The organism is Cryobacterium sp. TMT2-14 (assembly GCF_004402465.1).
In the GTDB taxonomy this organism is placed as follows: Bacteria; Actinomycetota; Actinomycetes; order Actinomycetales; family Microbacteriaceae; genus Cryobacterium; species Cryobacterium sandaracinum.
Genome location: NZ_SOFV01000011.1, coordinates 46,755 through 71,970, shown reverse-complemented (window position 1 = coordinate 71,970; position 25,216 = coordinate 46,755). Strand labels below are relative to the sequence as shown.

Genomic DNA, 25,216 nt, shown 5'->3' with positions numbered 1-25,216 from the left:
TCGCGAGCGCATCGACACGACAACGCCCGACCTCGAAAAGGCCGGGCGTTGTCGTGAACGGATTCTGCGGGTGCAGCGCTGCTGCTACGGGGCGGCGTACCCGGCTGCGGCCTCGGCCAGCAGGTCGGCCTCGGCCCAGGTCGCGAGGTTCGCGCGCAGCTTCACGCCGAGGTCGGCGTCGACGCTGGTCCAGTACGCGATAGCTCGCTCGGTCACTTCGGGACGTTCCACCCCGCTGATGGCACCGGTGATGGTGTCGAGGAAGCGCGCCTTGGCGGCATCGTCGTAGACCTCGCGGTACAGCGTCCCGGCCTGGCCGAAGTCGCTGTCCTCGCTGCGCAGCTGCGCGGCGGCGCGCACGAGTTCGCCGTCGTTCTCCCAGCTTCCGTCGGTTGCCGCCTGCGGGTCGGCCACCGGGCCGCCCAGCGAGTTCGGAGCGTAGTTCGGGACATCCGTCGCGTTGAAGTGATAGCGAGCGGCGCCATCCTGCGAGTAGTTGTTCACGGGAGCCTTCGCGGCGTTCACCGGCAGCTGGTTGAAGTTCGTGCCGACTCGGTATCGCTGGGCGTCCGGGTAGGAGAAGATGCGCGCCATCAGCATCTTGTCAGGGCTCGCCGCGATGCCGGGCACAAAGTTTGCCGGGGAGAACGCGGCCTGCTCGATCTCAGCGAAGAAGTTCTCCGGGTTGCGGTTCAGGGTGTGCGTGCCGACCTTGACCAGCGGGTAGTCTGCGTGCGGCCACACCTTGGTGATGTCGAACGGGTTGAACCGGTAGGCCTTGGCGTCGTCGTACGGCATGATCTGCACCGAGACGTCCCAAGACGGGAAGTTTCCGGCATCGATGGCGTCGAAGAGGTCGCGACGGTAGTAGTCGGCGTCGGCCCCCGCGATGAGCTCAGCCTCCGAGCCCTCCATCTCGATGTTGCCCTGGTTGGAGGTGAAGTGGTACTTGACCCAGAAGCGCTCACCGGCGGCGTTGATCCACTGGTAGGTGTGCGAGCCGAAGCCGGGCATCTCGCGCCAGGAGCGCGGCAGGCCGCGGTCGCCCATCAGGTAGGTCACCTGGTGCGCGGACTCCGGGGAGAGGGTCCAGAAGTCCCACTGCATGGTCGCGTCGCGCAGGCCGGAGCCCGGCAGGCGCTTCTGCGAGTGGATGAAGTCGGGGAACTTGATGCCGTCGCGGATGAAGAACACCGGTGTGTTGTTGCCGACGATGTCGTAGTTGCCCTCGGAGGTGTAGAACTTAACCGAGAAGCCGCGCACGTCGCGCCAGGTGTCGGGGCTGCCCTGCTCACCGGCAACGCTGGAGAAGCGCTGCAGCGTCTCGGTGGTCGTTCCGGGCGCGAAGACGGCGGCGCGGGTGTACGCGGAGACGTCTCCGGTCACCTCGAAGACGCCGTGCGCTCCGCCGCCCTTGGCGTGCACGATGCGCTCCGGGATGCGCTCGCGGTTGAACTGGGCGAGCTTCTCGACCAGGTAGACGTCGTGCAGGGCAGTGGCTCCCTCGGTTCCAACGGTCAGGGAGTGCTCGTCGCTGGCGACGGGCGTTCCCGTCTGCGTGGTGGTGGACTTGATTGTCATTGTGCTCCTTCGTTCGACAGCGGTGCAGGTGTGGAAAGTGCGGTGAGTGTGGAGGTCTGGCAATCGGGGCAGAGGCCCCAATAGGTGACCTCGGCGGTTTGCACGGTAAATCCGGAGGTGTTCGAGGGCGTTAGGCAGGGGGACTCACCCACGGCGCAGTCGACGTCGTGCACCGCGCTGCACCGGGTGCAGACGATGTGGTGGTGGTTGTCGCCGACCCGGCGTTCGAAGAGAGCCGGGGAGCCGGCCGGCTCGATCTTGCGGGCGATCCCCGCGCCGGTGAAGGCCGCGAGCACACCATATACCGCCTGCAGTGAGGTGCCCGGCAGCTCGGCTCGAACCGTGGCGTAGAGCCGCTCCGCGGTCGAGTGCGGGGCCTGGTCGAGAACACGCAGCACCGCCAAGCGGGGCCCAGTGACCTTGAGCCCAGACGCACGGATGCTGTCGGCGAGCAAGCCGGACGCCTCAACCGCCCGCACCCGCCCTGTTTCCGTCATGCGCCCCACGCTAACAGTTGTTTTGAATTACTCAAAACAATTGGCGACCACCGGGCGTGGCGCACGCGGGCTGCTGGGCGCGGATCACCGGCTCAGGACGGCGAGCCGAGTGCCGATTGGTAAACGTCGACGACCCGGGCCAGGAAGGCCTCGATGACCTCTCGTTCCTCATCAGAGAGATCCTGGGTGAGCGCCGCCACTCCCCCGATCACCGGAAGCAGTTGCTGGAACGCCCGCAAAACCGACTCCTGAGCCGGCACCACGACCACCTTGCGCCGATCCGACGAGTGCGGATGGCGCTGGGCGTGACCGAGGGCCACAAGCCGGTCGACCACGAGAGTGGTTGCCGCCGTGGAGATGTCCAGGCGGCGGGACAGCTCGCCCGGGGTCAGCGACCCCTCCCGGATCAGGTGCTCCATCGCGGACAGGTCGGTGGCGTTCACCTCGAGCGCCTGCCCGACCTGGCGCTCGAAGGCGCGGGACAGGTGCACGATGTCGTGCAGCTGGAAGCCGATCCGGTCCGAAACCGGAAGACTGGGATCCCGACTTTCGCCGCCCCCCGGCGCGCCGACTACCCCGGCCGCGGAGCCGGGAGCGAACTTGCGACGCTCTTCCATAGGAGCCATACTATTACGAAAATTGCTAGGACGCCTAGCAATCAGGCTTCTTGGAGGAATTTTGCTCGCGATTCAGCGGATCATCACCGGTCGACGCACGGCCTGGATCGTACTGATCGCGACGATTGTCGCCGTCGGTCTGCTCTTCTCCCTCCTCCCCTCCGACGATTCCGAGGAGTTCCCCACCTCCGGGCTGCCCACATCCAGCCAGGCCGCACAGGTCGACGCTCTCCTCGCCGAGTTCCCCTCCGCCGAGCAGACCTCCGCGATCGTGGTCTGGACCCGGGAGGGTGCCGACCTGACCCGGGCCGACATCGCAGCCATCGCCGAACGCGGCACCGCCCTCGCCGAGCAGTCGATCGTGCCGCAGGCGACCATGCCGCGGTTCAGCGATGACGGGCAGGCCGCGATCAGCATCGTTCCGCTGGACGCGGACGAGGCCAACGCCGACATCGGCGGGGCGGCCACCGGCATCCGTGACGCCGCGTCCGACGCACTGCCGAGCGGTCTGAACGCCTTTGTCACCGGCGCCGTCGGCTTTCAGTCCGACATCACCAACGCCTTCGCCGGTGCCGACTTCCGGCTGCTGCTCGTCACCGTGATCGTCGTCGCCGTGCTTCTGATCGTCACCTACCGCAGTCCCGTGCTCTGGATCGTTCCGCTCGTCGTCGTCGGCATCGCGGACGGCCTGTCCGGGGTCGTCGTCGTCGCCCTGGCCGAGCCGTTCGGCATCACCCTCGACCCCTCCGTCGCCGGCATCCAGTCCGTGCTGGTCTTCGGCGCTGGCACCAATTACGCCCTGCTGCTCGTGGCCCGCTATCGCGAGGAGTTACTCCGCACCGAGAACCGCAACGACGCCATGCTGGCCGCGGTGCGCGGTGCCGGCCCGGCCATCGCCGCCAGTGGCGGCACGGTCGCGCTCAGCCTGCTCACCCTGCTGTTCGCCGAGTTGTCCGGCAACCGCGCGCTCGGTTTCGCCTGCGCTATCGGTGTCGTCATCGCCATCATCTTCGCGCTGGTCGTGCTGCCGGCTGCCCTTGTGGTCTGCGGCCGCGGCCTGTTCTGGCCGTTCATCCCCCGCTTCGTGCCGGGCGCCGGTGCCGAGCTGCGTCCCGGCTTCTGGACCCGCCTCGGTCGGGGCGTGCAGCGCCGTCCGATCGTGGTCACCGCGGCATCCGTCGCCGCGATCGGCGCCCTCAGCCTGGGCCTGATCGGCGCCTCCGTGGGGCTGTCGCAGGCCGACCAGCTCCTCGGCAAGCCCGAATCGGTGCAGGCGCAGGCCATCGTGAAGGAATCCTTCTCGGCCGGCTTGACCAGCCAGACCATCGTGCTGGTACCGGATGCCGCGGCCGCCGAGGCCACGACGCTTGCCACCGACACGCCCGGCGTCGAGTCCGTGCTGCCCGGCGAGAGCGCGAACGGCCTGACCCGGCTGAACCTCTCCCTGTCCAGCGAGCCGGGCAGCGACGAAACCTTCTCCGTCATCGACACACTGCGCGGCACCTATGCCGACACCTCGGGCGACGTGTCCGAGGCACTGGTCGGCGGCAGCGACGCCACGGCGTTCGACAACAAGACGAGCGCCCAGGCCGACCAGGCCCTGATCATCCCGATGATCCTGGCGATCGTGTTCGTCATCCTCGCCCTGCTCCTGCGCTCCCTGGTGGCACCCGTTCTGCTGATCCTCAGCGTGCTGGCGACGTACTTCGCCAGCCTCGGTGCCTCCAACTGGATCTTCCAGAACCTGATGGGCTTCCCCGCCTTCAACACCAACGTGGTGCTGTTCGCGTTCCTCTTCCTGGTGGCCCTCGGGGTGGACTACAACATCTTCCTCACCACCCGAGCCCGGGAAGAGAGCATCCGGTTCGGCACGAAGGAGGGCATGGTGCGCGCCCTGTCGTCGACGGGCGCGGTCATCACGAGCGCCGGCATCCTGATCGCGGCGGTCTTCGCCGTGCTGGGCGTGCTGCCAGTCGTGGCTCTCACCCAGATCGGCGTCATCGTCTGCATCGGCGTGCTGCTCGACACGCTCGTGGTGCGCACCCTCGTGGTGCCGGCGCTGGTGTTCCTCACCGGCGACAGGTTCTGGTGGCCCTCCCGTCCGGCCGCAAAGGCCCCGCTGGTCTAGCGCACCGCGGGCGAGGATCCGTGTCGAACCCCGAACGAATTCGACGGAGATTTTGCTCTAGACCGCGTGTTCAGGCTCAAAAACCGGTGCTTGACCCAAAATCTCCGTCGAATTGGTTTGACCGCGCGCTCGGAATCGCTCAGCGGGCGCACGGGAGTCCGGGGCCGCCGGCCTCGGGCGGCGTGCGGTGCTGCCACTGCAGCCTCCGTTCGAGCTGCGCACCGAGCGCCAGTAGCGTGGCCTCCCCGCCCGGCCGGCCGATCAGCTGCACTCCCATCGGCAGTCCAGCCCCGGTTTCGGCAACGGGCAGCACGATCGCGGGCAGTCCGCTCACGTTGACCATGGACGTGAACGGGGTGTACTGCACCTGCTGGGCGAAGTTGCGCTCCCCGTCGACCGCGTCGTACCAGCCCAGCGGGCGCGGCGTGAGCGCGAGCGCCGGGGTCAGCACCGCGTCGAACCGGGACAACTGGCGGATGAACGACCGCTCGTAAGCCGACAGGGCCGTGAGCGCCTGAGCCAGATCCCGAGCGGACAGCTCCCGGCCGCGGTTCATCAGCCAGCGGGTGAGCGGCTCGAGCAGCTTCTCCTGCTCCGGGGTGTCGGCGGGGATGCTCGCAGCGCCGGCCTGCCAGATCGCGCGGAACGCCGGCACATAGCTGTCGTCGGGCTCGAGCGCCGTCTCCTCCAGGCCATGGCCCATACTCGCGAACCCGTCGACGGCCACCATCAGGGCGGCCAGCGCCTCGGGAGCGATCTCGATCGGGTAGGCGTCATCCCAGGCGGAGGTTGTCATCACGCCGAGCTGGAACCGGCCCTCGCCGCGCACGGCGGCGGCCAGCAGAGGTGCATCGTCGCCGGGGGGCCGGAGCGAGTACAGGTGCTGCGGATGCCCGCCTCGCGGCGCGATCATGGCGTCCAGCAGCAGGGCGGCATCCGCCACCGTCCGTGCCAGCGGTCCGGCCACGCTGAGACCGCCGAGCGTGTTGATCCCGGACGACGAGGGCACCCGGCCACGCGACGGTTTCAGGCCGACGAGACCGCAGGCTGCCGCGGGGATCCGCACCGAGCCGCCGCCGTCGGAGCCCGGAGCGAAGGGAAGCAGCCGGGCGGCGACGGCCACCGCCGCCCCGCCGCTGGAGCCGCCCGCGCCCCGGGAGCGGTCCCACGGGTTGCGCGCGGGCGGCCCGGCCAGCGTCTCGGTGTACGACGGCAGCCCGAACTCGGGCGTGCTGGTCTTGCCGAGGCTCACGCCGCCGGCCGCGTCCAGGGCGAGCACGAGATCGTCGGACTCGGCCGGCACGTAATCCTGCATCAGCCGCGATCCGAACCGGGCCGGCACGCCGGCGCGGCTCTGCAGGTCCTTGTCGGCGAAGGGCAGACCCCAGAGCGGCATGCTGCGCGGCATCAGCTGCTCGACGAAGCGGGCCCGCTTCCGCGCGGCATCCGCTGTCACGCTCACGAACGCGCCGAGGCCAGAGTCCTGAGCCTCGATCCGGCCCAGGTAGTGCTCGGTCAGCTCGGTGGGGCTGATCTCACCGCGCTGCAGCGCCTGCCATTGTTCGAGAGCGGTCAGTTCATGCGGAGCGGCCATCCCCCGAGCCTAGCCAGCCGGGATGCCGGGCATCGGCGCGACGGAGCGGCGAGACGCTCAGCGGCGCGACGCTCAAGAGTGGGACAGCCCGGTCAGCAACGCCTGGAACGCCCGCGGCGCGGCGCGGAGAACGGATGCCGCCGCCCACGACCCGGCCCACGGCAGCAGCTGCGCGACGTTGATGATCTCGTACTGCACGAGCGACCCGGCCTCCTCCTCGGGCAGCACCTGGTACTCGCCGCGGTACCACCAGCCGCGCCGCAGCACGAGTCGGCGTCGGTCCCGGTCGGTGTGCACGTTGCCCCCGCCGGCCGCCCCCGAGGCCATCGCCGTCACGAGCCGGTTGAACACGGCGTCGGGGCCGGCCTCGAGGTGTCCTGCGAACGAGCGCAACACAGTGTGACGCTCGGGCAGGGTGGGCAGGGCATCGGTCATCCCTCGATTTTAGGCGTCCGCCGGCCGCAACCTCTCCGCTGAGCCTATTTGAGGCTCTTCTGCAGGAGCACGGTGCCGAGCCAGCGGTCGAACTTGAAGCCGACCTTGCCCATCCGGCCGATCTCCGCGAATCCGAAGTCGAGGTGCAGCTTGATCGACGCGTCGGCGCCCTGGTCGGCGACGACCGAGATGATCTCCTTGAGCCCGGCCGCCTGGGAGCGCTCGATGAGTTCGCCGAGCAGCATCCGGCCCAGTCCCTTGCCGGTGGAGGCCGCTCCGAGGTAGATCGAGTTCTCGACCGTGAACCGGTAGGCGCGTTTCTGCTTCCACGGGCTGACCAGGGCGTAGCCGAGCAGCTGGCCGGCCGGGGAGACGGCCACGATGAACGGCATCCCGAGCTTGCCCAGATAGTAGAACTTGCTGCGCCACTCGGCGAGGGTCATCGGGTCGACGTCGAAGGTGACCGTGCTGTTGGCGACGTAGTAGTTGTAGACCTCCCGGATATACGGCAGATCGGTGATTTGGGCCTCACGCATGGTGAATCCGAACGGCGCCTCTTCCGCGGGCGTCGGTCGAAGGTGCCGGGGCAATTGCCGACGCGGCTGGTATTCCTCTTCAAGCACAGCTAACTCCTCCAGAGAGCTCCAGATTACCCGAGGGACCAGTCCACCGGGGCCGCCCCGGTGCGGCCGAGGTACTCGTTGGCCCGGCTGAACGGCTTTGAACCGAAAAATCCGCGCCTGGCCGACAGCGGGCTCGGGTGCGCGGACTCGATCACCGGCGTGTCCCCGAGGAGCGGCCGCAGCGTGCCGGCATCCTTCCCCCACAGGATCGCCACGAGCGGCCGGTCCCGGGCGACAAGGGCGCGGATGGCCTGCTCGGTCACGCTTTCCCAGCCGCGGCGCCGGTGCGACCCGGCCAGGCCGGCCTGCACGGTGAGTACGCGGTTGAGCAGCAGCACCCCCCGCCGCGACCACGGCGAGAGGTCTCCGGTGGCGGCGGTGACGCCCACGTCGTCGTGCAGCTCCCGGCAGATGTTCGCCAGGCTGCGCGGCAGCGGCCGCACGTGTGCCTCGGTCGCGAAGGCGAGCCCGATCGGATGTCCCCGGGTCGGGTACGGGTCCTGGCCGACGATGAGCACCCGCACGGCATCGAATGGCTCGGCGAAGGCGCGGAAGACGTTCTCCGGGGCCGGTAGCCAGATACGGCCGGCCAGAGTCTCGGCGCGCAGGAGCTCCGCCATCCGGTCGATCTCCGGCCCCACCGGCGCCAGCGCCTGGGCCCAGCCAAGATCGATGGCCCGGCTCTCGGTCAGCGCCGCGAGGGTGACGGGCATGATGCTCGGCTCAGGCCCCGAAGGTGCTCACGAGCACCCCGCCGTCGGCCTCGCTGACCCGCCAGACACTGCCGGCTCCGACGACGCTGAGCGCGCCCTCGCCGACGACCAGCGCGGTGTTCTCGTCGACGGCCAGGCCGCCGTCGATCAGGCCGGCCTCGGTGGCCGCGACCAACCGGGACAGCGTGCCCCACTGGGCGGCGTGCACCTCCACGGTGACGTCGAGCAACCCGATGCCGGGTTCAACGGTGATCTCGTCGAGCCCCTCGGCGGCGTGTTCGCCGCTGACCTCGACGCCGCCCATGCGCCAGCCGCCGATCAGGGCACGCTCGGCCGCGATCATCGCGCCGGCAGAGAATCCGAGATAGGGGATGCCGGCGGCCACCTGACGACGGATCTCACCGAATATCGGGGCCACGGCGACCAGGTAGGCGGGGGTGACTCCGCCGCCGACCAGGATTCCGTCGGCCTCGGACACAGCGGTCAGGGCGAAGACGTCGCCCGGGGCGACGACGGTGACCTTCGGCTCGAACTCGCCGGCCGCGGAAACGGCGGCGACCAGGTTCGCGGCGTGGTCGGCGGCGTCTTCGGCACGCACGACGAGGATCGCGATGCCAGGCTCCGCGCGGCCTGCCACGACTCCGCGCGCCGTGGCCTCGGCCAGGAAGGGTCCGAAGACGGCCGCGTCTGTCCGGGGGTTCCAACCGCCGCCGACCAGGTGCACGCTCACAGCAGGGCGCCCCGGGCCACGAGGGGCAGGCTGGCGGCGAGCAGGCTCGCGACAGGCAGGTCGTCATCGAGCTGTGCGCCGCCCGGCAGGCTCGCACCGGTGAGGCTCTCCGCTACGGGAGGCAGCGAGGACCAGGGGAACACAATCCAGCGGTCCGTTTCACACCAGGTGAAATCGGGCACCAGCACGGTGCGAGGCTTCGTGTACAGGGTGGCGGTGCGCACCTCGCAGGCGGTTTCCCGCAGCAGCGCGACGACCATCGCGAGGGTGTGCCCGGAGTCGGAGACGTCGTCGACGAGCAGCACCCGCAGGCCGGTCAGCGACGGCGCGTCGAGCATCGGTCCCGACAGGACCGGCACGGGGAGGCGCTCGTCGACGCCGGTGTAGAACTGCACGTTGATGCTGCCGCAGTTCTTGGTGCCCAGCGCATACGACATGGCGCCGGCGAGCAGCAGCCCGCCGCGGGCGATGGCGATCACGACATCCGGCTGGAAGCCGCTCGACAGCACCGCCTTCGACAGCTGGCGGGACGCGTCCGCGAACACGTCCCAGCCCAGCACTTCCCGCTCAATTCCGGTCACATCACGTGCAGCGTCGTCCGCGTCGAATCCCATTTCCCAATGGTAGGTCACGGCGCGGTCACGATGAGCTCAGGCCAGGTGCCGCTCCTCGTGGCCGTTATAGAGCGAGAGCGGCCGGATCAGGGCATTCGATGCGGTCTGCTCGATGATGTGCGCGGTCCACCCGGTCAGTCGCGCCGCGACGAAGATCGGCGTGAAAGTGAGGGTGTCGAATCCCATCAGGTTGTACGCCGGTCCCGACGGGTAGTCCAGGTTGGGCAGGATGCCGGTGCGCGTCGTCATCCCCGCCTCGAGGGATTCGTAGAGCTCCAGCAGGTCCGGCCGGTCATAATGCTCGACCAGGGTGACCAGCGCGGTGCGCATGGTCGGCACCCGCGAGTCCCCGTGCTTGTACACCCGGTGGCCGAAGCCCATCACCTTCCGCTTTGCGGCGAGGGTCTCATTCAGCCACGCCTCGGCGCGCTTCCCGGCGCCCAGGCCGAGCCCGATTTCGTCGAAAATGTGCATCACGGCCTCGTTCGCCCCGCCGTGCAGCGCGCCCTTGAGAGCCCCGATCGCTCCGGTGACCGCGGAGTGCAGGTCGGACAGGGTCGAGGTGATCACGCGGGCGGTGAACGTCGACGCGTTGAAGGAGTGCTCCGCATACATGATCATGGACACATCGAACGCGTTCACGACCACGAGTTCGGGCACCTCGCCGAACGTCATGAACAGGAAGTTGGCCGAGTAGCCGAGGTCGCTGCGCGGTTCGATCAGCTCGAGGCCGTGGCGGCGGCGCTGGTCGTAGGCCACGATCGCCGGCATCTGGGCCCAGAGCCGCAGGCCCTTGGCACGGTTGGCCGCCGGCGACGCGTCGGCCGCATCGGGGTCGTTCGCGCCGATCAGGCTGACCGCCGTGCGCACGACGTCCATCGGGTGCGCCGTCATCGGCAGCTCGTCGATGACGCGCTTCACGGCAGGAGTCAGGTGCCGGAGGGAGCGTTCCTGCTCCTCGAATTCGCCCAGCTCGACGTCGGTCGGCAACTCGCCGTGCCAGAGCAGGTAGGCCACCTCCTCGAAGCTCTTCTGTGCCGCGAGTTCCTGCACCGGGTAGCCCCGGTACAGCAGCGAGTTCGATTCGGGGTTGACCTTGGACACCTGCGTATGGTCGACCACGACGCCGGCGAGGCCCTTGTAAATGGTCGGTTCGTTCTGACTCATGTCGCTCCCTTGCGTTGTGACTGGATCTGCGTGCGGGGCCGGGCTGCTACGAGGCAACATCCGGGTTGAGGGTGAAGTTGAAGACGCCGGAATCGAAGTGGCTGTACGACTCGTAGTCGAGCAGCTCGTAGAGCCTCGCCCGGTGCTGCATCTCCGGCAGCAAGCCGGTCAGTGAGCCCTGCGCCTCGATGGTGTCGAGGCCGCGTTCGGCCGCCCCCATCGCGAGGCGCAGCAGGGACACCGGGAAGATGACGATGTTCATGCCGACATCCGCCAGCTGCTGGGTCGTGTAGAGCTCGCCCTTGCCGAACTCGGTCATGTTCGCCAGCACCGGCACGTCCACGGTGGCGCGGATGGCCGCGAACTCGGCCAGGGATGCCATCGCCTCCGGAAAGATCGCGTCGGCCCCGGCGTCGACGAGCTTCTTCGCCCGGTCGACCGCGGCAGCCAGGCCGTCGACGGCACGGATGTCCGTGCGCGCCATGATCAGGAAGTTCGGGTCGCGCCGGGCGTCGACGGCCGCCCGGATGCGCTTGGCCGCCGTGTCGTCGTCGACGACCTGCTTGCCGTCGAGGTGACCGCAGCGTTTCGGATTGACCTGGTCCTCGATGTGCATGCCGGCCAGGCCGGCATCCTCGAGCGTCTGGATCGTGCGTGCCACGTTCATCGGCTCGCCGAAGCCGGTGTCGGCGTCCACGATCGTGGGCAGGTCGCTCATCCGGGCGATCTGCTGGCTCCGTCCGGCCACCTCGGTGAGAGTGGTCAGGCCGATGTCGGGCAGACCCAGGTCGGCCGAGAGCACCGCGCCGGAGATGTACACCCCTTCGAAGCCCTTGGCCGCGATCAGTCGGGCCGAGAGCGGGTTGAACGCACCGGGGAAGCGCAGCAGCCGGCCGCTCGCCAGGTCCTCGCGGAACGCGGCCCGCTTGGCGGCCGGGCTGACTTTCGAGTACAACATCAGAAGATTCCGTTCGGGGTGGGAAGTGAGGCGAGCAACCCGTTACGGGCCACGATGGTGAGCTGGCCGAGCTCCCCGGCGCCAAGCCGCGGCAGGCGTTCGGCCGCGGCGAGGAAGCGCACGATCTCGCCCTCCTCGACCACGTCGGCCGCGAGGGTGCGGAACTTGTGCACGTATTCGGCCCGCCCGAACGGCTTCGCGCCGAGCGGATGGGCGTCGGCGACGGCGATCTCGTCAACGACCCGGCTGCCGTCGGTGAGCTCGATCTCGACTCGACCGCCGAAGGCCTTCTCGGCCGGGTCGAGCGAATGGTACCGGCGGGTCCACTCGCTGTCTTCCGTGGTGGTCACCTTGTTCCAGAGGGCGATCGTGTCGGCCCGGCCGGCGCGTTCGGGCCGGTAGGAATCCACGTGGTGCCAGCTGCCGTCTTGCAGGGCGACCGTGAAGATGTACGGGATGGAGTGGTCGAGGGTCTCCCGGCTGGCCGTGGGGTCGTACTTCTGCGGGTCGTTCGCGCCCGAGCCGATCACGTAGTGGGTGTGGTGGCTGGTGTGGATGACGACGGATACGACGTTGGCCGGATCGGACAGGGCCGGGTGCTCCCGGTGCAGCTTCCGGGCCAGGTCGATCCACGCCTGCGCCTGATACTCCGCCGAGTGTTCCTTCGTGTAGCTGTCCAGGATGGCGCGCTTGGCTTCACCATTCGACGGCAGCGACACCTCGTAGGCGGCATCCGGCCCGTCGAGCAGCCAGGCGATCACGCCGTCTTCACCCTCGTAGATCGGGGTGGGGCTGGTTTCGCCGCGCATCGCGCGGTCGACCGCCTCCACCGCCATCTTGCCGGCGAAGGCCGGGGCGTGTGCCTTCCAGCTGGAGATCTCGCCCTTCCTGGACTGCCGGGTGGCCGTCGTGGTGTGCAGCGCCTGCCCCACCGCCTGAAAGATGGTCTCGGGGTCGAGCCCGAGCAGGGTGCCGATGCCGGCGGCCGCCGACGGGCCGAGGTGGGCCACGTGGTCGATCTTGTGCGCGTGCAGGCTGATGCCCTTGACCAGGTCGATCTGGATCTCGTAGCCCGTGGCGATGCCGCGCACGAGGTCGCGACCGGTCAATCCGCGGGCGGTGGCGAGGTGCTGGGCGACCGCGACGACCGGCGGGATGTTGTCGCCGGGGTGTGAGTACTCGGCGGCGAGGAACGTGTCGTGGTAGTCGAGCTCACGCACAGCGACCCCGTTGGCCCAGGCCGCCCACTCAGGTGACACCCGGCGGGAGCGCTGCTCACCGAACACGGTCGCCCCGACGCCGTTGAACGAACGCGGGTGCGCCAGCGCCTGCGAGCGGGCCGACACCACCGGGCGCCGGGTCAGCGACGCCGCGGCGACGGCGGCGTTGTCGATCACCCGGTTGACGATCATCTCGGTCACCTCGTCGCCCACTCCGACCGGGTCGGAAGCGACCTCGGCGATCTTCCAGGCCAGCTGGTCGGTTCGGGCAAGGTTCTCGTCGCTGCGGTGAACACGAACGTGGTGGAGCTGCACGGTGGATCCCTTCGATTGGTTCGATTGGTTCGATTGGTTCGAATAGTGCGGTCAGCGCGGTGGAGGCGATGGGTCGGCCGGAACGGCCGACGATCCCCGGAGGGTCGCGAGAACGCTGGTGAGGCTCTGGTGGAGGTGCACGTGCGTGGCGTGGGCGGCCAGCGACGAATCGCCCGCCAGAACGGCGTCCACGATGAGCAGGTGCTCGGCGGCGGCGCTTCGGAGCCGGTCCGGGTTGTCCCGGGCCAGGCGACGGATGCGGGCGAGGTGCGTGCGCACCCCGGCGAGCGCACCCACGAGGAAGGGGTTCGCCACGGCCACGTCGAGGGCCAGGTCGAACTCGTCGATCAGCTCGTAGTAGCGCCGTAGTCCCGCCTTGCCGTGCCGGAGCAGCTCCGGGGCCGCAAGGAACTGCGTGCGGAGATCCTCGAAGACCGCCGGGTCGCGGCGCTCGGCGGCGATCCGGGCGGCGTGTTCCTCCAACGCCCGTCGCACCTCGTAGAGTTCCCCGATTCTGTCCACGCTCATCTCGGTGACCATGAACCCACGGCCGGTGCGGCCGGCCACCAGACCGTCGGCGATCAGCCGGGCGATCGCCGCGCGCAGAGGGGTGCGCGACACCCCGATCCGGGCGGCTTGCTCCACCTCGAGCAGCCCCGTGCCGGGCGCCAGGAGGCCGTCGAGAATCTCGCCGCGCAGCTGCCGGTAGGCGCGTTCACTTGCGCGAACCGGAGCCGTGGTCCCCGTCGTTGGGGTTTCTGTATACACAAATCACATGTTATTCCCTTATTGCGGGTTATGTGCCAGACTTCACGAATTCTATGTATACATAGGAACTTCAACGGAGAGGTTCGAATGTCAGGGAAAGCTTCGGCGGGGTATCACGACCTGTGGCAGAGAAGCATCGATGACGGCACGCGTTCGGCGTTCTGGCTGCAGGCAGCCCGGGCAATCGACTGGACCGTTCCGCCGACGGTGGCGCTGGAGGAACGCTTCCCCGGCGCCTGGCGCTGGTTCCCGGACGGCGAACTCAACACCAGCTACAACGCGCTCGACCGCCACGTGCTTGCCGGCCGCGGCGAACAGACGGCCGTCATCTACGACTCGGCGATGTCCGGCACCCGGGTGCGCCTGAGCTACCGTGAACTTCTGGGACGCGTCGAGCGCTTCGCCGGGGTGCTCCGCGCCAGCGGCGTCGGCCAGGGCGACCGGGTGATCGTCTACCTGCCGATGATCCCGGAAGCCATCGTCGCCATGCTGGCGTGTGCCCGCATCGGCGCCATCCACTCCGTCGTCTTCGGCGGCTTCGCAGCCAGCGAGCTCGCCGTGCGGATCGACGATGCGCGACCGACCGTGATCGTGACCGCCTCCGGCGGCCTCGAACCGGGCCGGGCGGTCGAATACCTGCCTCTGGTCGAACGCGCCCTCGCTCGCAGCAAGGGCTCGGTGCACACCGTCATCGTGCGCGACCGGGAGATGGTCCCCGGCTGCGCCGCCGACTACGCCGGCACCAGCGACGTGGCCTGGCTGGACTGGGCCCACGAGGAGAACGAGGCCTCTCCGGCCGCGCCGATCAGCCTTCGCTCCGACGACCCGCTCTACATCCTGTACACCTCCGGAACGACCGGCAATCCGAAGGGGATCGTCCGCGACAACGGCGGCCACGCCGTGGCGCTGGCCTGGTCGATGGCCAACATCTACAACGTCAAGCCCGGCGACGTCTTCTGGGCGGCCTCTGACGTCGGCTGGGTGGTCGGCCACTCCTACATCGTCTATGCCCCGCTGCTGGTCGGCGCCACCACGGTCATCTATGAGGGCAAACCGGTCGGCACCCCGGATGCCGGGGCGTTCTGGCGCGTGGTGGAGGACTACCAGGTGTCAGTCCTGTTCACGGCGCCCACGGCCATCCGTGCCATCCGCCGCGTCGACCCTGACCTGGTCGAACTGGCGGGGCACGACATCCAGAGCCTGCACGGGCTGTTCCTGGCCGGCGAACGCCTCGACCCGGAGACATACCACTGGGCCAATGACGGGCTGCACTGCCCGGTGGTCGATCACTGGTGGCAGACCGAGACCGGCTGGGCGATCTGCGCGAACCCGCGGGGCATCGCCGACATCCCGACGAAACCGGGCTCGGCCACGTTCCCGGTGCCCGGCTACGACATCGCCATCCTTGATTCCCAGGGCAAGCCGGTCACGAAGGCCGGCAAGGACGGCAACATCGCCATCCGCCTCCCGCTGCCGCCCGGCGCCCTGCTCGGGATCTGGGGCAGCGAAGACCGCTTCGAAAGCTCCTACCTGTCGGCTTTCCCCGGCTTCTACGCCACCGGAGATTCCGGCCACTTCGACGAGGACGGCTACCTCTATGTGATGGGCCGCACCGACGACGTGATCAACGTTGCCGGGCACCGACTGTCCACCGGCTCGCTCGAGGAGGTGCTCACCCTGCACCCCGCGGTCGCCGAGTGCGCGGTGCTCGGCGTGCGCGACCCGCTCAAGGGGCAGCGCGCGGCCGGCTTCGTCACGCTCAAGTCCGGGGCCACGATCGACCACGACACTCTCGGCGCAGAGCTCATCGCGCTGGTGCGGGAGCATGTCGGGCCGGTGGCCGCGTTCCGAGACGTGACCATCCTGGACAGGCTGCCGAAGACCCGGTCGGGGAAGATCCTCCGCAAGACCATCCGGCAGATCGTCGATGGCGAGGCCTACACCGTACCGCCGACGATCGAGGATCCCACGGTTCTCGACGCCCTCAAGCAGGCCGTGCATGGAGTCGGCCCGAACGCCTGAAGCACCAGTCGACCCCCACAGATCACCCCAGCACCATCCCACACAGTCACATCCCTTCACCGGAGCAAAGGAGCCCGCATGGCGGAATCACTGAAAGACAAACTCCCGGACGGAGTAAAACCGTCCACCATCGACTACATCGCGTATGAGAAGACGCCGAAGTTCATCCAGCTGAAGAAGCAGCGCCGCGGGTTCGTGCTGCCGCTGGCCGCCTTCTTCTTCATCTGGTACTTCGCCTTCGTGCTCGTCGCGGCCTACCTGCCCGACGTGATGGCAATCCCGGTCTTCGGCAAGTTCAACCTCGGACTGGTGCTCGGCCTCGGCCAGTTCGTCACCACCTTCGCCATCACCATGTGGTACGTGTCGTACTCGAACCGCCGTCTCGACCCCCTCGGGGCCGAGCTGCGTGCCGAGCTTGAGGAGATGGACAAGAAATGATCGCAACCAGCATTCTGCAGTCCCTGCCGGGCCGCCTGGCCCAAGCCGTCGAACCCGCGGAAAACAACCCCGTGCTGAACATCTCGATCTTCCTCGCTTTCGTGGCGGTCACCCTGATCGTCGTCATTCGCGCCGGGCGCAACAACAAGACCGCGGCCGACTACTACACCGGCGGCCGGTCCTTCACCGGCCCGCAGAACGGGTTCGCCATCGCCGGCGACTACCTCTCCGCGGCGTCGTTCCTCGGCATCGTCGGGGCGATCGCGGTCAGCGGTTACGACGGCTTCCTGTACTCGATCGGCTTCCTCGTGGCCTGGCTCGTCGCCCTGCTGCTGGTGGCCGAGCTCATGCGCAACACCGGCAAGTACACCATGGCGGATGTGCTCTCCTTCCGCCTGCGTCAGGGTCCCGTGCGCGTGGCCGCGGCGACGACCACCCTTGCCGTCTGCTTCTTCTACCTCCTCGCCCAGATGGCCGGAGCCGGCGGCCTCGTGTCGCTGCTCCTCGGCATCAACGACAAGGTCGGGCAGTCCGTCGTGGTCACCGTGGTCGGCGGCCTGATGATCATGTACGTGCTCATCGGTGGCATGAAGGGCACCACCTGGGTGCAGATCATCAAGGCGTTCCTGCTCATCATCGGCGCATTCGCGATGACCGTCTGGGTGCTGGCCATCAACGGCTTCAACTTCTCGGCGCTTCTCGACTCGGCCATCGCCGCCTCGACGAGTGTGCCGGCCGACGCCATCCTGGTGCCCGGCCTGAAATACGGCGAGAACCCGCTCGACTTCGTCTCGCTCGCCATCGCCCTGGTGCTCGGCACCGCGGGCCTGCCGCACGTGTTGATGCGCTTCTACACGGTGCCCAGCGCCAAGGAAGCCCGTCGCTCGGTCGTCTGGGCGATCTGGCTGATCGGTGCGTTCTATCTGTTCACGCTGGTGCTCGGCTTCGGTGCCGCCGCGCTCGTCGGAGCAGATGTCATCCTCGCCGCTCCCGGCGGAGTGAACTCGGCCGCGCCGCTGCTCTCCCTCGCGCTCGGCGGACCGCTGCTGCTCGGCTTCATCTCGGCCATTGCGTTCGCCACGATCCTGGCCGTGGTGGCCGGGATCACGATCACCGCCGCGACCTCCTTCGCTCACGACATCTACATGAGCGTGATCAAGAAGGGCAAGGGTGACCCCGACGCCGAGGTCAAGGTCGCACGTCGTACCGTCGTCATCATCGGCATCCTCTCGATCGCCGGCGGCATCGGCGTGCAGGGGCAGAACATCGCCTTCCTGGTGGCCCTGGCCTTCGCCGTCGCGGCGAGCGCCAACCTGCCGACCATCCTGTACTCGCTCTTCTGGCGCGGCTTCACCACCCGCGGCGCCGTGTGGAGCATGTACGGCGGCCTTGCGGTCACCGTCGGTCTGATCATCTTCTCGCCGGTCTTCTCCGGCACGGAGACGTCGATGTTCGGTGCAGACGTCGACTTCGCCTGGTTCCCTCTGAGCAACCCCGGCATCATCTCCATCCCAATCGGGTTCTTCCTGGGCTGGCTCGGCTCGGTCACCAGCACTCGCAAGGAAGACCCGCTGCTGGCCGCGGAAATGTCCGTGCGGTCCATGACCGGCTTCGGCGCCGAGAAGGCCTCCGAGCACTGATCGAAACCGTACGACCCGCATGACCACTACTCCCCTCGGCTGCACCCCAGCCGGGGGGAGTAGTGTCGTTCCGCGGGCCGGAGGGCCAGACCATCCGCCTGCGCCGAGCCTTTGACGCATGACTGGAGAAGATTCTCAATGAAAGCTGCACGTTTCCACGGCCAGAAAAACGTCCGCATTGAAAGCATCGAAGAGCCGGAGACCCGCAGCGGCACAGTGAAGATCGCAGTCGCCTGGTGCGCCATCAGCGGCACCGACCTTCACGAGTATCTCGACGGCCCGATCTTCATCTCGGCGCCCGGCCACCCGCATCCGCTTTCGCATGAATCCCTCCCGGTCACCATGGGCCACGAGTTCGACCTCACCAGCGAGGGCTTCGACACCCTGATCAACCACAACGACACCGCTGTGAAGATCCTGGTCCACCCCTAGGCAGAACGCTTGAGTGCGTCAGTCTTTGGGTGCCAGCGGCCCCCGCGCGACTCGCGTGGGGGCCGCCTGCGCAACCGGCTTGATCACGATCAGGTCCAGATTGACGTGGGCCGGGCGTTCGACGCTCGACACGATCGTCTCGGCAATATCTTCGGCGGTGAGCGGATTCGGCACCCCGGCGTAGGCCGCGGCAGCCTTCTCCGCATCACCGTTGAAGCGCACCAGCCCGAATTCCTCGGTCTGCACCATCCCGGGGGCAACCTCGATCACCCGGATCGGCTCGCCATTCAATTCCAGGCGCAAGACTTCCATCAGGGCGTGCGCGGCGAACTTCGCCGCGTTATACCCTCCACCTCCGAGGTAGGCGACATGACCCGCAATGGACGTGACCGTGACGATGTCGGCGGCGCCGCCCTCCGCCCGGATCCCGGCCCGCAGCAAGGGCAGCACGGCGCTCGTGACCCGCTTGACCGCGAGCACGTTGATCTCGAACATCCAGGCCCAGTCCTCGATCTTCGATTCCTCGACGGTGTCCAGCCCCACTGCGCCGCCCGCGTTGTTGACCAGCGCGTGCACCGGCCCGGACGCCGCGAGATAGTCGCGCAGCGCGTCCACGTCGGCCTGCCGGGTGAGGTCGGCCGTGAAGACCTGCGCCCCGGTCTCCGCCTGCAGCGTCGCGAGGCGGTCGGCGCGGCGAGCCACCCCCACCACATCCCAGCCCCGCTGGCGGAACAGGCGCACGGTGGCGGCACCGATCCCCGAACTCGCACCGGTCACAACGACTCTTTTTGTACCCATGGTTCCATTCTGGTCGGAGAAGCAGCATGATGAGCCCACGCGCCGCCGGAATACCGCACGTGCAGAAACGACGCGTGCCGCTCTGGGACAATGCGCGCTGGATCGCGATCGCCCTGGTTGTGCTCGGGCACGCCATCCTGAAACTCATCGCCGAGTCGGATGTCGCCTACGAGTTCTATCTGTTCGTCTACGCCTTCCACGTTCCGCTGTTCGTCGCCGTCAGCGGGTACTTCGCCCGGTCGGGCCCGCTCGGCACCCGCCAGCTGCATCGTCTGGTCACCGACATCGTGCTCCCCTACGTGATCTTCGAGACGATCTGGACAGTCGTGCACTGGCTACTCGGCGGCGAATTCCGTCTGGACTACTCGTCCCCCTCCTGGACCCTGTGGTTCCTGATCGCCCTCCTGGCCTGGCGCCTCGCCCTACCCTTCCTCGTGCTGCTGCGCCATCCGCTGCTGATCAGTGTGATCATCTCCGTCGGCGCCGGGTACTTCGCGTCGATCGACAGCACCTTCGCGCTGTCGCGCACGCTCGGGCTGCTGCCGTTCTTCGTCTTCGGCTGGCAGCTACGCCAGTGGAAGCTCACCGACCGCTGGCTGGGGCTGCACGCCACCGCGGTATGGCGCTGGCGGATCGGCGCGTTCACCCTGTTCACGGCACTGCTGGGCGTGATCGTGGCGAACATCGACGCCCTTCGTGAGGCGCAGGTGCGCCAGTTCCTGCTCTACGACGAGGCCTACCCGGCGTTCGGCTACGACCAGCTCTGGGCCGGCGTCATCCGTCTGGGTCTGCTGCTGCTCGCGTTCGCCCTCATCGTGGCATTCCTGGTGCTCATGCCCCGGCGACGGCTTTGGTTCACGCCCTACGGCGCGGCCACGATGTACATCTACCTGCTGCACAGTTTCGTGCTGTTCCTCCTGCGCGAGAGCGGGGTGCTCGGCGGACCCCAGCCGGGCTGGGTGCTGCCCGCGATGATCGGGTTCAGCGTGCTGATCTCCATCGCCCTCTCGCAGCGGATCGTGCGCAGGGTGTTCCACCCGCTGATCGAGCCGCGCGCCCGCTGGCTGTTCCGCAAGAAGGCGCGCACCGACACCGGCACTATCGTGCTTCCGCACCTCGACGCGCCTGCCGGCACGCTCGCCGCCGAGCCTCCCGCAGAGCCTCCCGCAGACGCACCGCCCGCAGACCCTGCCGTCGGCACACCGCGCGACACGCCGCGCTGACCGCTTCGTGACGCTGTGTTGCGGTGTCCGTTGCCAGCTCGACAACCCCCTGCCTAGAATCGCTGGCAGAGCGCTGGAAGGTCCACGCTCGTCGAGGATCACCCGGGAGATCACCTCATGAGCGACAACGCTGCAGACTGGAAGTTTGAAACCAAGCAGGTGCACTCCGGTGCCCAGCCCGACCCGACCACCAATGCCAGGGCCACCCCGATCTACCAGACCACGTCCTACGTGTTCGACAGCGCCCAGCACGCGCAGAACCTGTTCGCACTGGCCGAATTCGGCAACATTTACACCCGTATCATGAACCCGACCCAGGCCGTCGTCGAAGAGCGCGTCGCCGCCCTCGAAGGGGGCACCGCAGCCCTGCTCCTGGCCTCGGGCCAGGCCGCCTCCACGTTCGCGGTGCTGAACATCGCCCAGGCCGGCGACCACATCGTCTCGTCGAGTTCAATCTACGGCGGAACCTACAACCTGTTCAAGTACACGCTGGCCAAGCTTGGCATCGAGACGACCTTCGTCGAGAACCAGGACGACCCCGAGGAGTGGCGCCGGGCGCTGCGCCCCAACACCAAGCTCTTCTTCGCCGAGACCATCGGCAACCCCAAGATCAATGTGCTCGACATCCGTCTCGTGGCCGATGTGGCGCACGCCGGCGGGGTGCCGCTCATCGTCGACAGCACCATCGCCACCCCCTACCTGATCCGCCCGTTCAAGCACGGCGCGGACATCGTCGTCCACTCGGCGACCAAGTTCCTCGGTGGCCACGGTGCCGTCATCGGCGGCGTCATCGTCGACGGCGGCACGTTCGAATGGTCCAAGAACGTGGAGAAGTTCCCCGGCCTCACCGAGCCGGACCCGTCCTACCACGGCGTCAGTTACACGGGCGCGGTCGGCGACGGCATCGCCTACATCATCAAGGCGCGCGTGCAGCTGCTGCGCGACCTCGGATCCGCGATCGCCCCGGCGAGCGCCTGGCAGCTCATCCAGGGCATCGAGACTCTCAGCCTGCGCATCGAACGCCACGTGCAGAACGCCCAGGACATCGCGGAGTGGCTCGAGAACCACCCCGACATCGCCTCGGTCAACTACGCCGGCCTGCCGTCGAGCCCCTGGTACGCCGCCGCCAACACCTACGCGCCCCGCGGTGTCGGCGCCGTGCTGTCCTTCGAGTTGAAGGGCGGAGTGGATGCCGGTCGCGCCCTCGTCGACAACCTTTCCCTGTTCAGCCACCTGGCCAACATCGGCGATGTGCGGTCGCTCGTCATCCACCCGGCCTCGACCACGCACGCGCAGCTCACCCCGGAGCAGCAGCTCACGGCCGGGGTTACGCCGGGCCTGGTGCGCCTCTCCGTCGGCATCGAGAACATCGCCGATCTGAAGGCCGACCTCAAGACCGGCCTGGCGGCCGCCCGCGCGGTTGTGCAGGCATCCCGCGCCAACGCCTGACACGCCCCCAGCCGCTGCCAATCCGGATGGGTATCCCCCCCCCAGGCGGGTGGGTAACCAATTCGACGGAGATTTTGCCCTCCATACCCGGTTTCGGCCCGTTTCAGGCCAAAATCGGCAAAATCTCCGTCGAATTCGTTCGGGTGGCGAGCTGATTCGGCTCCGCCGAGTGCGAACGGAGTGCGAACAGAGTGGAAACCGAGTGGAAACCCAGTGCAACCCGAGTGAAAACCGGGTGCGGCCCGAGTGCCGGCCGGGTACTCCGCGGCGACGGCCGGGCGCGCGGCGCGCTCACCAGACGGTGCGGTGACAATAAGCCGGAAGGGCTGTTCACCCGGCAGAATAGGGAGCCTATGGACTGGCAATATTCGGCAGACACCGTCCCGTCGAGCTTCGTGACCGAAGCCCAGGCGCGGTCGCTGCTCGGCAAACCCCCGGCGACGGGTGCGTGGCGCGACGGCGACCCCGTGGGGAACCGTCGTTTCCTCGACGTCGGTGCGCTGCACTTTGAGGGGGGCAGCAGCCTCGGCGCCGTGCGGATCGCCTACGAGACGTGGGGCGAACTGTCCCCGAGCGGCGACAACGCCGTGCTCATACTGCACGCCCTCACCGGCGACAGCCACCTGGTCGGCCCGGCCGGCCACGGCCACCCGACCGCGGGCTGGTGGAGCAGGATCGTCGGCCCCGGCCTGGCCATCGACACCGACCGCTGGTTCGTGGTTGCCCCGAACATGATCGGTGGCTGCCAGGGCAGCACCGGTCCGGCCTCCCTCGCCCCGGACGGCTCCGAATGGGGCACCCGCTTTCCCTACCTCACCATTCGCGATCAGGTCGCCGCGCAGGTCGCCTTCTCAGACCATCTCGGCATCGACCGTTGGGCCGCCGTCGTCGGCGGCTCGATGGGCGGGATGCACGCGCTCGAGTGGGCCATCGAGCATCCGTCCCGGGTCGCCCGCCTGGCAATCCTCGCGGCACCGCCGGTGACGACCGCCGACCAGATCGCGCTGAATTCGGTGCAGATCGAAGCCATCCGCAGCGACCCGCTCTTCCGCTTCGGCGACTACTACGACGCCGCGGACGGCGACGGCCCGACCCGCGGCCTCGCCCTGGCCCGGCGGATGGCGCTGCTGAACTACCGCAGCTCCGAGGAGCTCAACCTGCGCTTCGAGCGCGGCTGGCAAAGCGAGATCAGTCCGCTCGGCGCGGGCGGCCGGTTCGCCGTCGAGTCCTACCTCGATTTCCACGGCAACAAGTTCACCCGGCGGTTCGACGCGAACAGCTACATCGTGCTGGTCGAGGCCATGAACTCGCACGACATCGGCCGCGGCCGCGGCGGTGTCGCATCCGCCCTCTCCCGCATCGATGCGCTCAGCGTCGTCGTCGGCATCGACAGTGACCGCCTCTTCCCCCTCGAGGGCCAACAGGTCATCGCCGCCCATCTGCAGGGCAACATCGACGACACGGATGCCGTCACGCTCCACTCCGGCTTCGGCCACGACGGTTTTTTGATCGAGAACGAGGCCATCGGCGCGCAACTTCTGCGTGTTCTGAGCCGTCCCGCTCCCTCGCATCGAGCTTGACGCGGTCCCGGATCAAGACGACGTCGACCGGCAGGCCACGGAACGCGACACCCTCGTGAACCGAGTCGTGCCCGTGAATGAGACGTACCCTGACTCGAGACGTACCCGATGAGAGGACACGCGCCATGAAACCCGGTTCCGTCATCATGTTGATCTTTGGCGCGATCCTCTCCCTGCTCGGCTTCTCGCTGGCCCTGGCCGGAGCGATGACCGCCGTGGTCAACGCGCAGGGCGAGGACGGCTACATCACCAGCCCCACCCGCTCGTTCTCGGTACAGTCGTTCGCGCTCACCTCGCCCCGGATCGGCTCGATCGAGCTCAAGGACGTCCCGGCGGACATCGGCACTCTCCGACTCCGCGCGCTCTCCACCTCCGCAGCGGACGTCTTCATCGGCGTCGCGTCTCAGGCCGACGTCGACCGCTACCTGGCCGGAGTGAATAGCACCGAGCTGCGTGACCTGAACATCAATCCCTTCCGTGCGGTGTACCGCGACATTCCGGGCAGCCGCGCTCCCGAAGCCCCCGGCGCCCAGGACTTCTGGGTGTCCTCCGCCGAGGGTCCCGGCACTCAGGAGATCGACTGGGATCTGACGAGCGGCAGCTGGGCGGTCGTCGTCATGAACGAGGATGCCAGTTCCGGCGTCTCAGTCGCCCTGCAGGCCGGCATTCGCCTCGGGTTCCTCGCCCCGCTGGCGGTGGGGCTGCTTCTGGTCGGCCTGTTCATCCTTCTCATCGGCCTGGTGCTGACCGTGTTCGGGGCAATCGGCCTGGGCCGCGGCACACTGCCCGCATCCAGGCCCGGCGCCACGCCCGACACACCGCTCGGAGCAGCAACTTTCGTCGGAGCAGGCCCACCCGGGGCGACCGCGGTCCCTGCCCATCCCGGCGGGCGGACGTTTCCCGCCCGGTTGACCGGAACCCTCGATGAGGGGCTGTCCCGCTGGTTGTGGTTGGTGAAGTGGATCCTGATCTTCCCGCACGTGGTGGTGCTGCTGTTCCTCTGGTTCGGGTTTGTCGTCACCACCATCGTCGCCGGGTTCGCCATCCTGTTCACCGGTCGATACCCGACGGCCCTCTTCCAGTTCAACGTCGGGGTGCTGCGCTGGAGCTGGCGGGTGTCCTTCTACGCCTACTCGGCGCTCGGCACCGACCGGTACCCCCCCTTCAGCCTGGCGTCGTCGGCCGACTATCCCGCCGATCTGCAGGTCGATTACCCGGAGCGCCTCTCGCACGGGCTCGTTCTGGTCAAATGGTGGCTATTGGCGATTCCGCACCTGCTGATCGTGGCGGCCTTGACCGGAAGTGCGACGATCTGGCGGAACGACGAGGGCGACTCGGTCTCGAACACCGTCCCGTCCCTGATCGGGGTCCTGGTGCTAATCGCCGCGGTCATCCTCCTCTTCACCGGCCGGTACCGGCGCAGCCTGTTCGATCTGATCCTCGGCATCGACCGCTGGATCTTCCGGGTAGCCGTCTACACCGCCCTGTTCCGCGACGAGTACCCGCCGTTCCGCCTCGACCAGGGCGGCGCCGACACCCCGGAGGCCGCGGTCACACGAGCACCGATCACACCCGCCGCACCTGCCGGCGGAGCGGCGTCGAGCACGCCCTGAGTCGCCGGTCACGCCCGTCGGTAACGCCGTCGGTCGCGCGGACGCCGACGGATGCCACGGA

The 25,216-nt window shown here is 68.2% G+C and carries 22 protein-coding genes and 1 pseudogene; 9 read left to right on the top strand and 14 right to left on the bottom strand.

All coding sequences use genetic code 11. The annotated features are described in order from the left end of the window. Positions 1–84: 84 nt before the first annotated feature. From E3O28_RS05345 to E3O28_RS05335, 3 genes are all read right to left on the bottom strand, one after another. Positions 85–1,581: a catalase gene (locus tag E3O28_RS05345; protein WP_134343255.1), complete on the bottom strand. Its 1,497-nt coding sequence runs from the start codon at positions 1,579–1,581 to the stop codon at positions 85–87. Next, complete coding sequence (locus E3O28_RS05340) at positions 1,578–2,078, bottom strand: Fur family transcriptional regulator (RefSeq protein WP_104099152.1); 501 nt, start codon at positions 2,076–2,078, stop codon at positions 1,578–1,580. Before E3O28_RS05340 ends, E3O28_RS05345 begins: the two co-directional genes overlap by 4 nt. Positions 2,079–2,170: 92 nt before the next feature. After that, positions 2,171–2,695 carry a MarR family transcriptional regulator gene (locus tag E3O28_RS05335; RefSeq protein ID WP_166784752.1) on the bottom strand — a complete coding sequence of 175 codons (525 nt, stop codon included), beginning with the start codon at positions 2,693–2,695 and terminating at the stop codon, positions 2,171–2,173. A 61-nt stretch (positions 2,696–2,756) separates the two neighbouring features. Here E3O28_RS05335 and E3O28_RS05330 point away from each other — a divergent pair, with 61 nt between their 5' ends. Continuing rightward, on the top strand, positions 2,757–4,823 hold the full coding sequence (locus E3O28_RS05330; RefSeq protein WP_166784749.1) for an MMPL family transporter: 2,067 nt from the start codon (positions 2,757–2,759) through the stop codon (positions 4,821–4,823). 139 nt (positions 4,824–4,962) lie between these two features. Here the strand turns inward: E3O28_RS05330 and E3O28_RS05325 are convergent, their stop codons facing one another. From E3O28_RS05325 to E3O28_RS05280, 10 genes are all read right to left on the bottom strand, one after another. Next, entirely contained in the window at positions 4,963–6,417 is a 1,455-nt protein-coding gene (locus E3O28_RS05325) for an amidase (RefSeq protein ID WP_104099884.1), read from the bottom strand. Positions 6,418–6,489: 72 nt separating this feature from the next. Further along, entirely contained in the window at positions 6,490–6,852 is a 363-nt protein-coding gene (locus E3O28_RS05320) for a hypothetical protein (protein ID WP_134343258.1), read from the bottom strand. A gap of 44 nt (positions 6,853–6,896) precedes the next feature. After that, on the bottom strand, positions 6,897–7,475 hold the full coding sequence (locus E3O28_RS05315; protein WP_174720224.1) for a GNAT family N-acetyltransferase: 579 nt from the start codon (positions 7,473–7,475) through the stop codon (positions 6,897–6,899). 26 nt (positions 7,476–7,501) lie between these two features. Next, a complete protein-coding gene (locus tag E3O28_RS05310; RefSeq protein ID WP_134343259.1) occupies positions 7,502–8,188 on the bottom strand; it encodes a uracil-DNA glycosylase in 687 nt (228 codons plus the stop codon). A 10-nt stretch (positions 8,189–8,198) separates the two neighbouring features. After that, positions 8,199–8,918 (bottom strand): Type 1 glutamine amidotransferase-like domain-containing protein, encoded by a 720-nt coding sequence (locus E3O28_RS05305; protein ID WP_134373598.1) that lies wholly within the window; start codon positions 8,916–8,918, stop codon positions 8,199–8,201. Next, entirely contained in the window at positions 8,915–9,532 is a 618-nt protein-coding gene (locus tag E3O28_RS05300) for a phosphoribosyltransferase (RefSeq protein ID WP_104099892.1), read from the bottom strand. The genes E3O28_RS05305 and E3O28_RS05300 overlap by 4 nt, the downstream gene beginning before the upstream one ends. A gap of 36 nt (positions 9,533–9,568) precedes the next feature. Next, entirely contained in the window at positions 9,569–10,699 is a 1,131-nt protein-coding gene (locus E3O28_RS05295; RefSeq protein WP_104099879.1) for a bifunctional 2-methylcitrate synthase/citrate synthase, read from the bottom strand. Between the two features lie 46 nt (positions 10,700–10,745). After that, entirely contained in the window at positions 10,746–11,657 is a 912-nt protein-coding gene (gene prpB / locus E3O28_RS05290; RefSeq protein WP_134415362.1) for a methylisocitrate lyase, read from the bottom strand. Further along, positions 11,657–13,192 carry an MmgE/PrpD family protein gene (locus E3O28_RS05285; protein ID WP_134415361.1) on the bottom strand — a complete coding sequence of 512 codons (1,536 nt, stop codon included), beginning with the start codon at positions 13,190–13,192 and terminating at the stop codon, positions 11,657–11,659. Before E3O28_RS05285 ends, prpB begins: the two co-directional genes overlap by 1 nt. Positions 13,193–13,243: 51 nt before the next feature. After that, entirely contained in the window at positions 13,244–13,960 is a 717-nt protein-coding gene (locus E3O28_RS05280) for a GntR family transcriptional regulator (protein WP_134415360.1), read from the bottom strand. A gap of 87 nt (positions 13,961–14,047) precedes the next feature. Here E3O28_RS05280 and E3O28_RS05275 point away from each other — a divergent pair, with 87 nt between their 5' ends. The 4 genes and pseudogenes from E3O28_RS05275 to E3O28_RS05260 form a co-directional block, all read left to right on the top strand. Next, the gene (locus tag E3O28_RS05275; RefSeq protein WP_134343264.1) at positions 14,048–15,982 is read left to right on the top strand and encodes an AMP-binding protein; all 1,935 of its coding nucleotides are present in this window, start codon (positions 14,048–14,050) and stop codon (positions 15,980–15,982) included. Positions 15,983–16,060: 78 nt separating this feature from the next. Then, positions 16,061–16,420, top strand: a complete 360-nt coding sequence (locus tag E3O28_RS05270; protein WP_104099874.1) for a DUF485 domain-containing protein — start codon at positions 16,061–16,063, stop codon at positions 16,418–16,420. Beyond that, positions 16,417–18,060 (top strand): cation acetate symporter, encoded by a 1,644-nt coding sequence (locus E3O28_RS05265; protein ID WP_104170207.1) that lies wholly within the window; start codon positions 16,417–16,419, stop codon positions 18,058–18,060. Before E3O28_RS05270 ends, E3O28_RS05265 begins: the two co-directional genes overlap by 4 nt. A 138-nt stretch (positions 18,061–18,198) precedes the next feature. After that, a pseudogene (locus tag E3O28_RS05260) lies at positions 18,199–18,417 on the top strand (2,3-butanediol dehydrogenase); the annotation flags it as partial. Positions 18,418–18,510: 93 nt separating this feature from the next. On the opposite strand, the gene E3O28_RS05255 reads toward E3O28_RS05260, so the two are convergent. Further along, the gene (locus tag E3O28_RS05255; RefSeq protein ID WP_134343265.1) at positions 18,511–19,290 is read right to left on the bottom strand and encodes an SDR family oxidoreductase; all 780 of its coding nucleotides are present in this window, start codon (positions 19,288–19,290) and stop codon (positions 18,511–18,513) included. A gap of 26 nt (positions 19,291–19,316) precedes the next feature. Between E3O28_RS05255 and E3O28_RS05250 the strand changes: the two genes are divergently transcribed. The 4 genes from E3O28_RS05250 to E3O28_RS05235 all read left to right on the top strand — a co-directional run bounded on the left by E3O28_RS05250 (position 19,317) and on the right by E3O28_RS05235 (position 25,155). After that, a complete protein-coding gene (locus E3O28_RS05250) occupies positions 19,317–20,513 on the top strand; it encodes an acyltransferase family protein (RefSeq protein ID WP_134373602.1) in 1,197 nt (398 codons plus the stop codon). A gap of 117 nt (positions 20,514–20,630) precedes the next feature. After that, the gene (locus tag E3O28_RS05245) at positions 20,631–21,962 is read left to right on the top strand and encodes a bifunctional o-acetylhomoserine/o-acetylserine sulfhydrylase (RefSeq protein WP_134415359.1); all 1,332 of its coding nucleotides are present in this window, start codon (positions 20,631–20,633) and stop codon (positions 21,960–21,962) included. Between the two features lie 353 nt (positions 21,963–22,315). Continuing rightward, entirely contained in the window at positions 22,316–23,542 is a 1,227-nt protein-coding gene (locus tag E3O28_RS05240; RefSeq protein WP_134343267.1) for a homoserine O-acetyltransferase, read from the top strand. A 125-nt stretch (positions 23,543–23,667) separates the two neighbouring features. After that, the gene (locus E3O28_RS05235; protein ID WP_134415358.1) at positions 23,668–25,155 is read left to right on the top strand and encodes a DUF4389 domain-containing protein; all 1,488 of its coding nucleotides are present in this window, start codon (positions 23,668–23,670) and stop codon (positions 25,153–25,155) included. Positions 25,156–25,216: the final 61 nt, after the last annotated feature.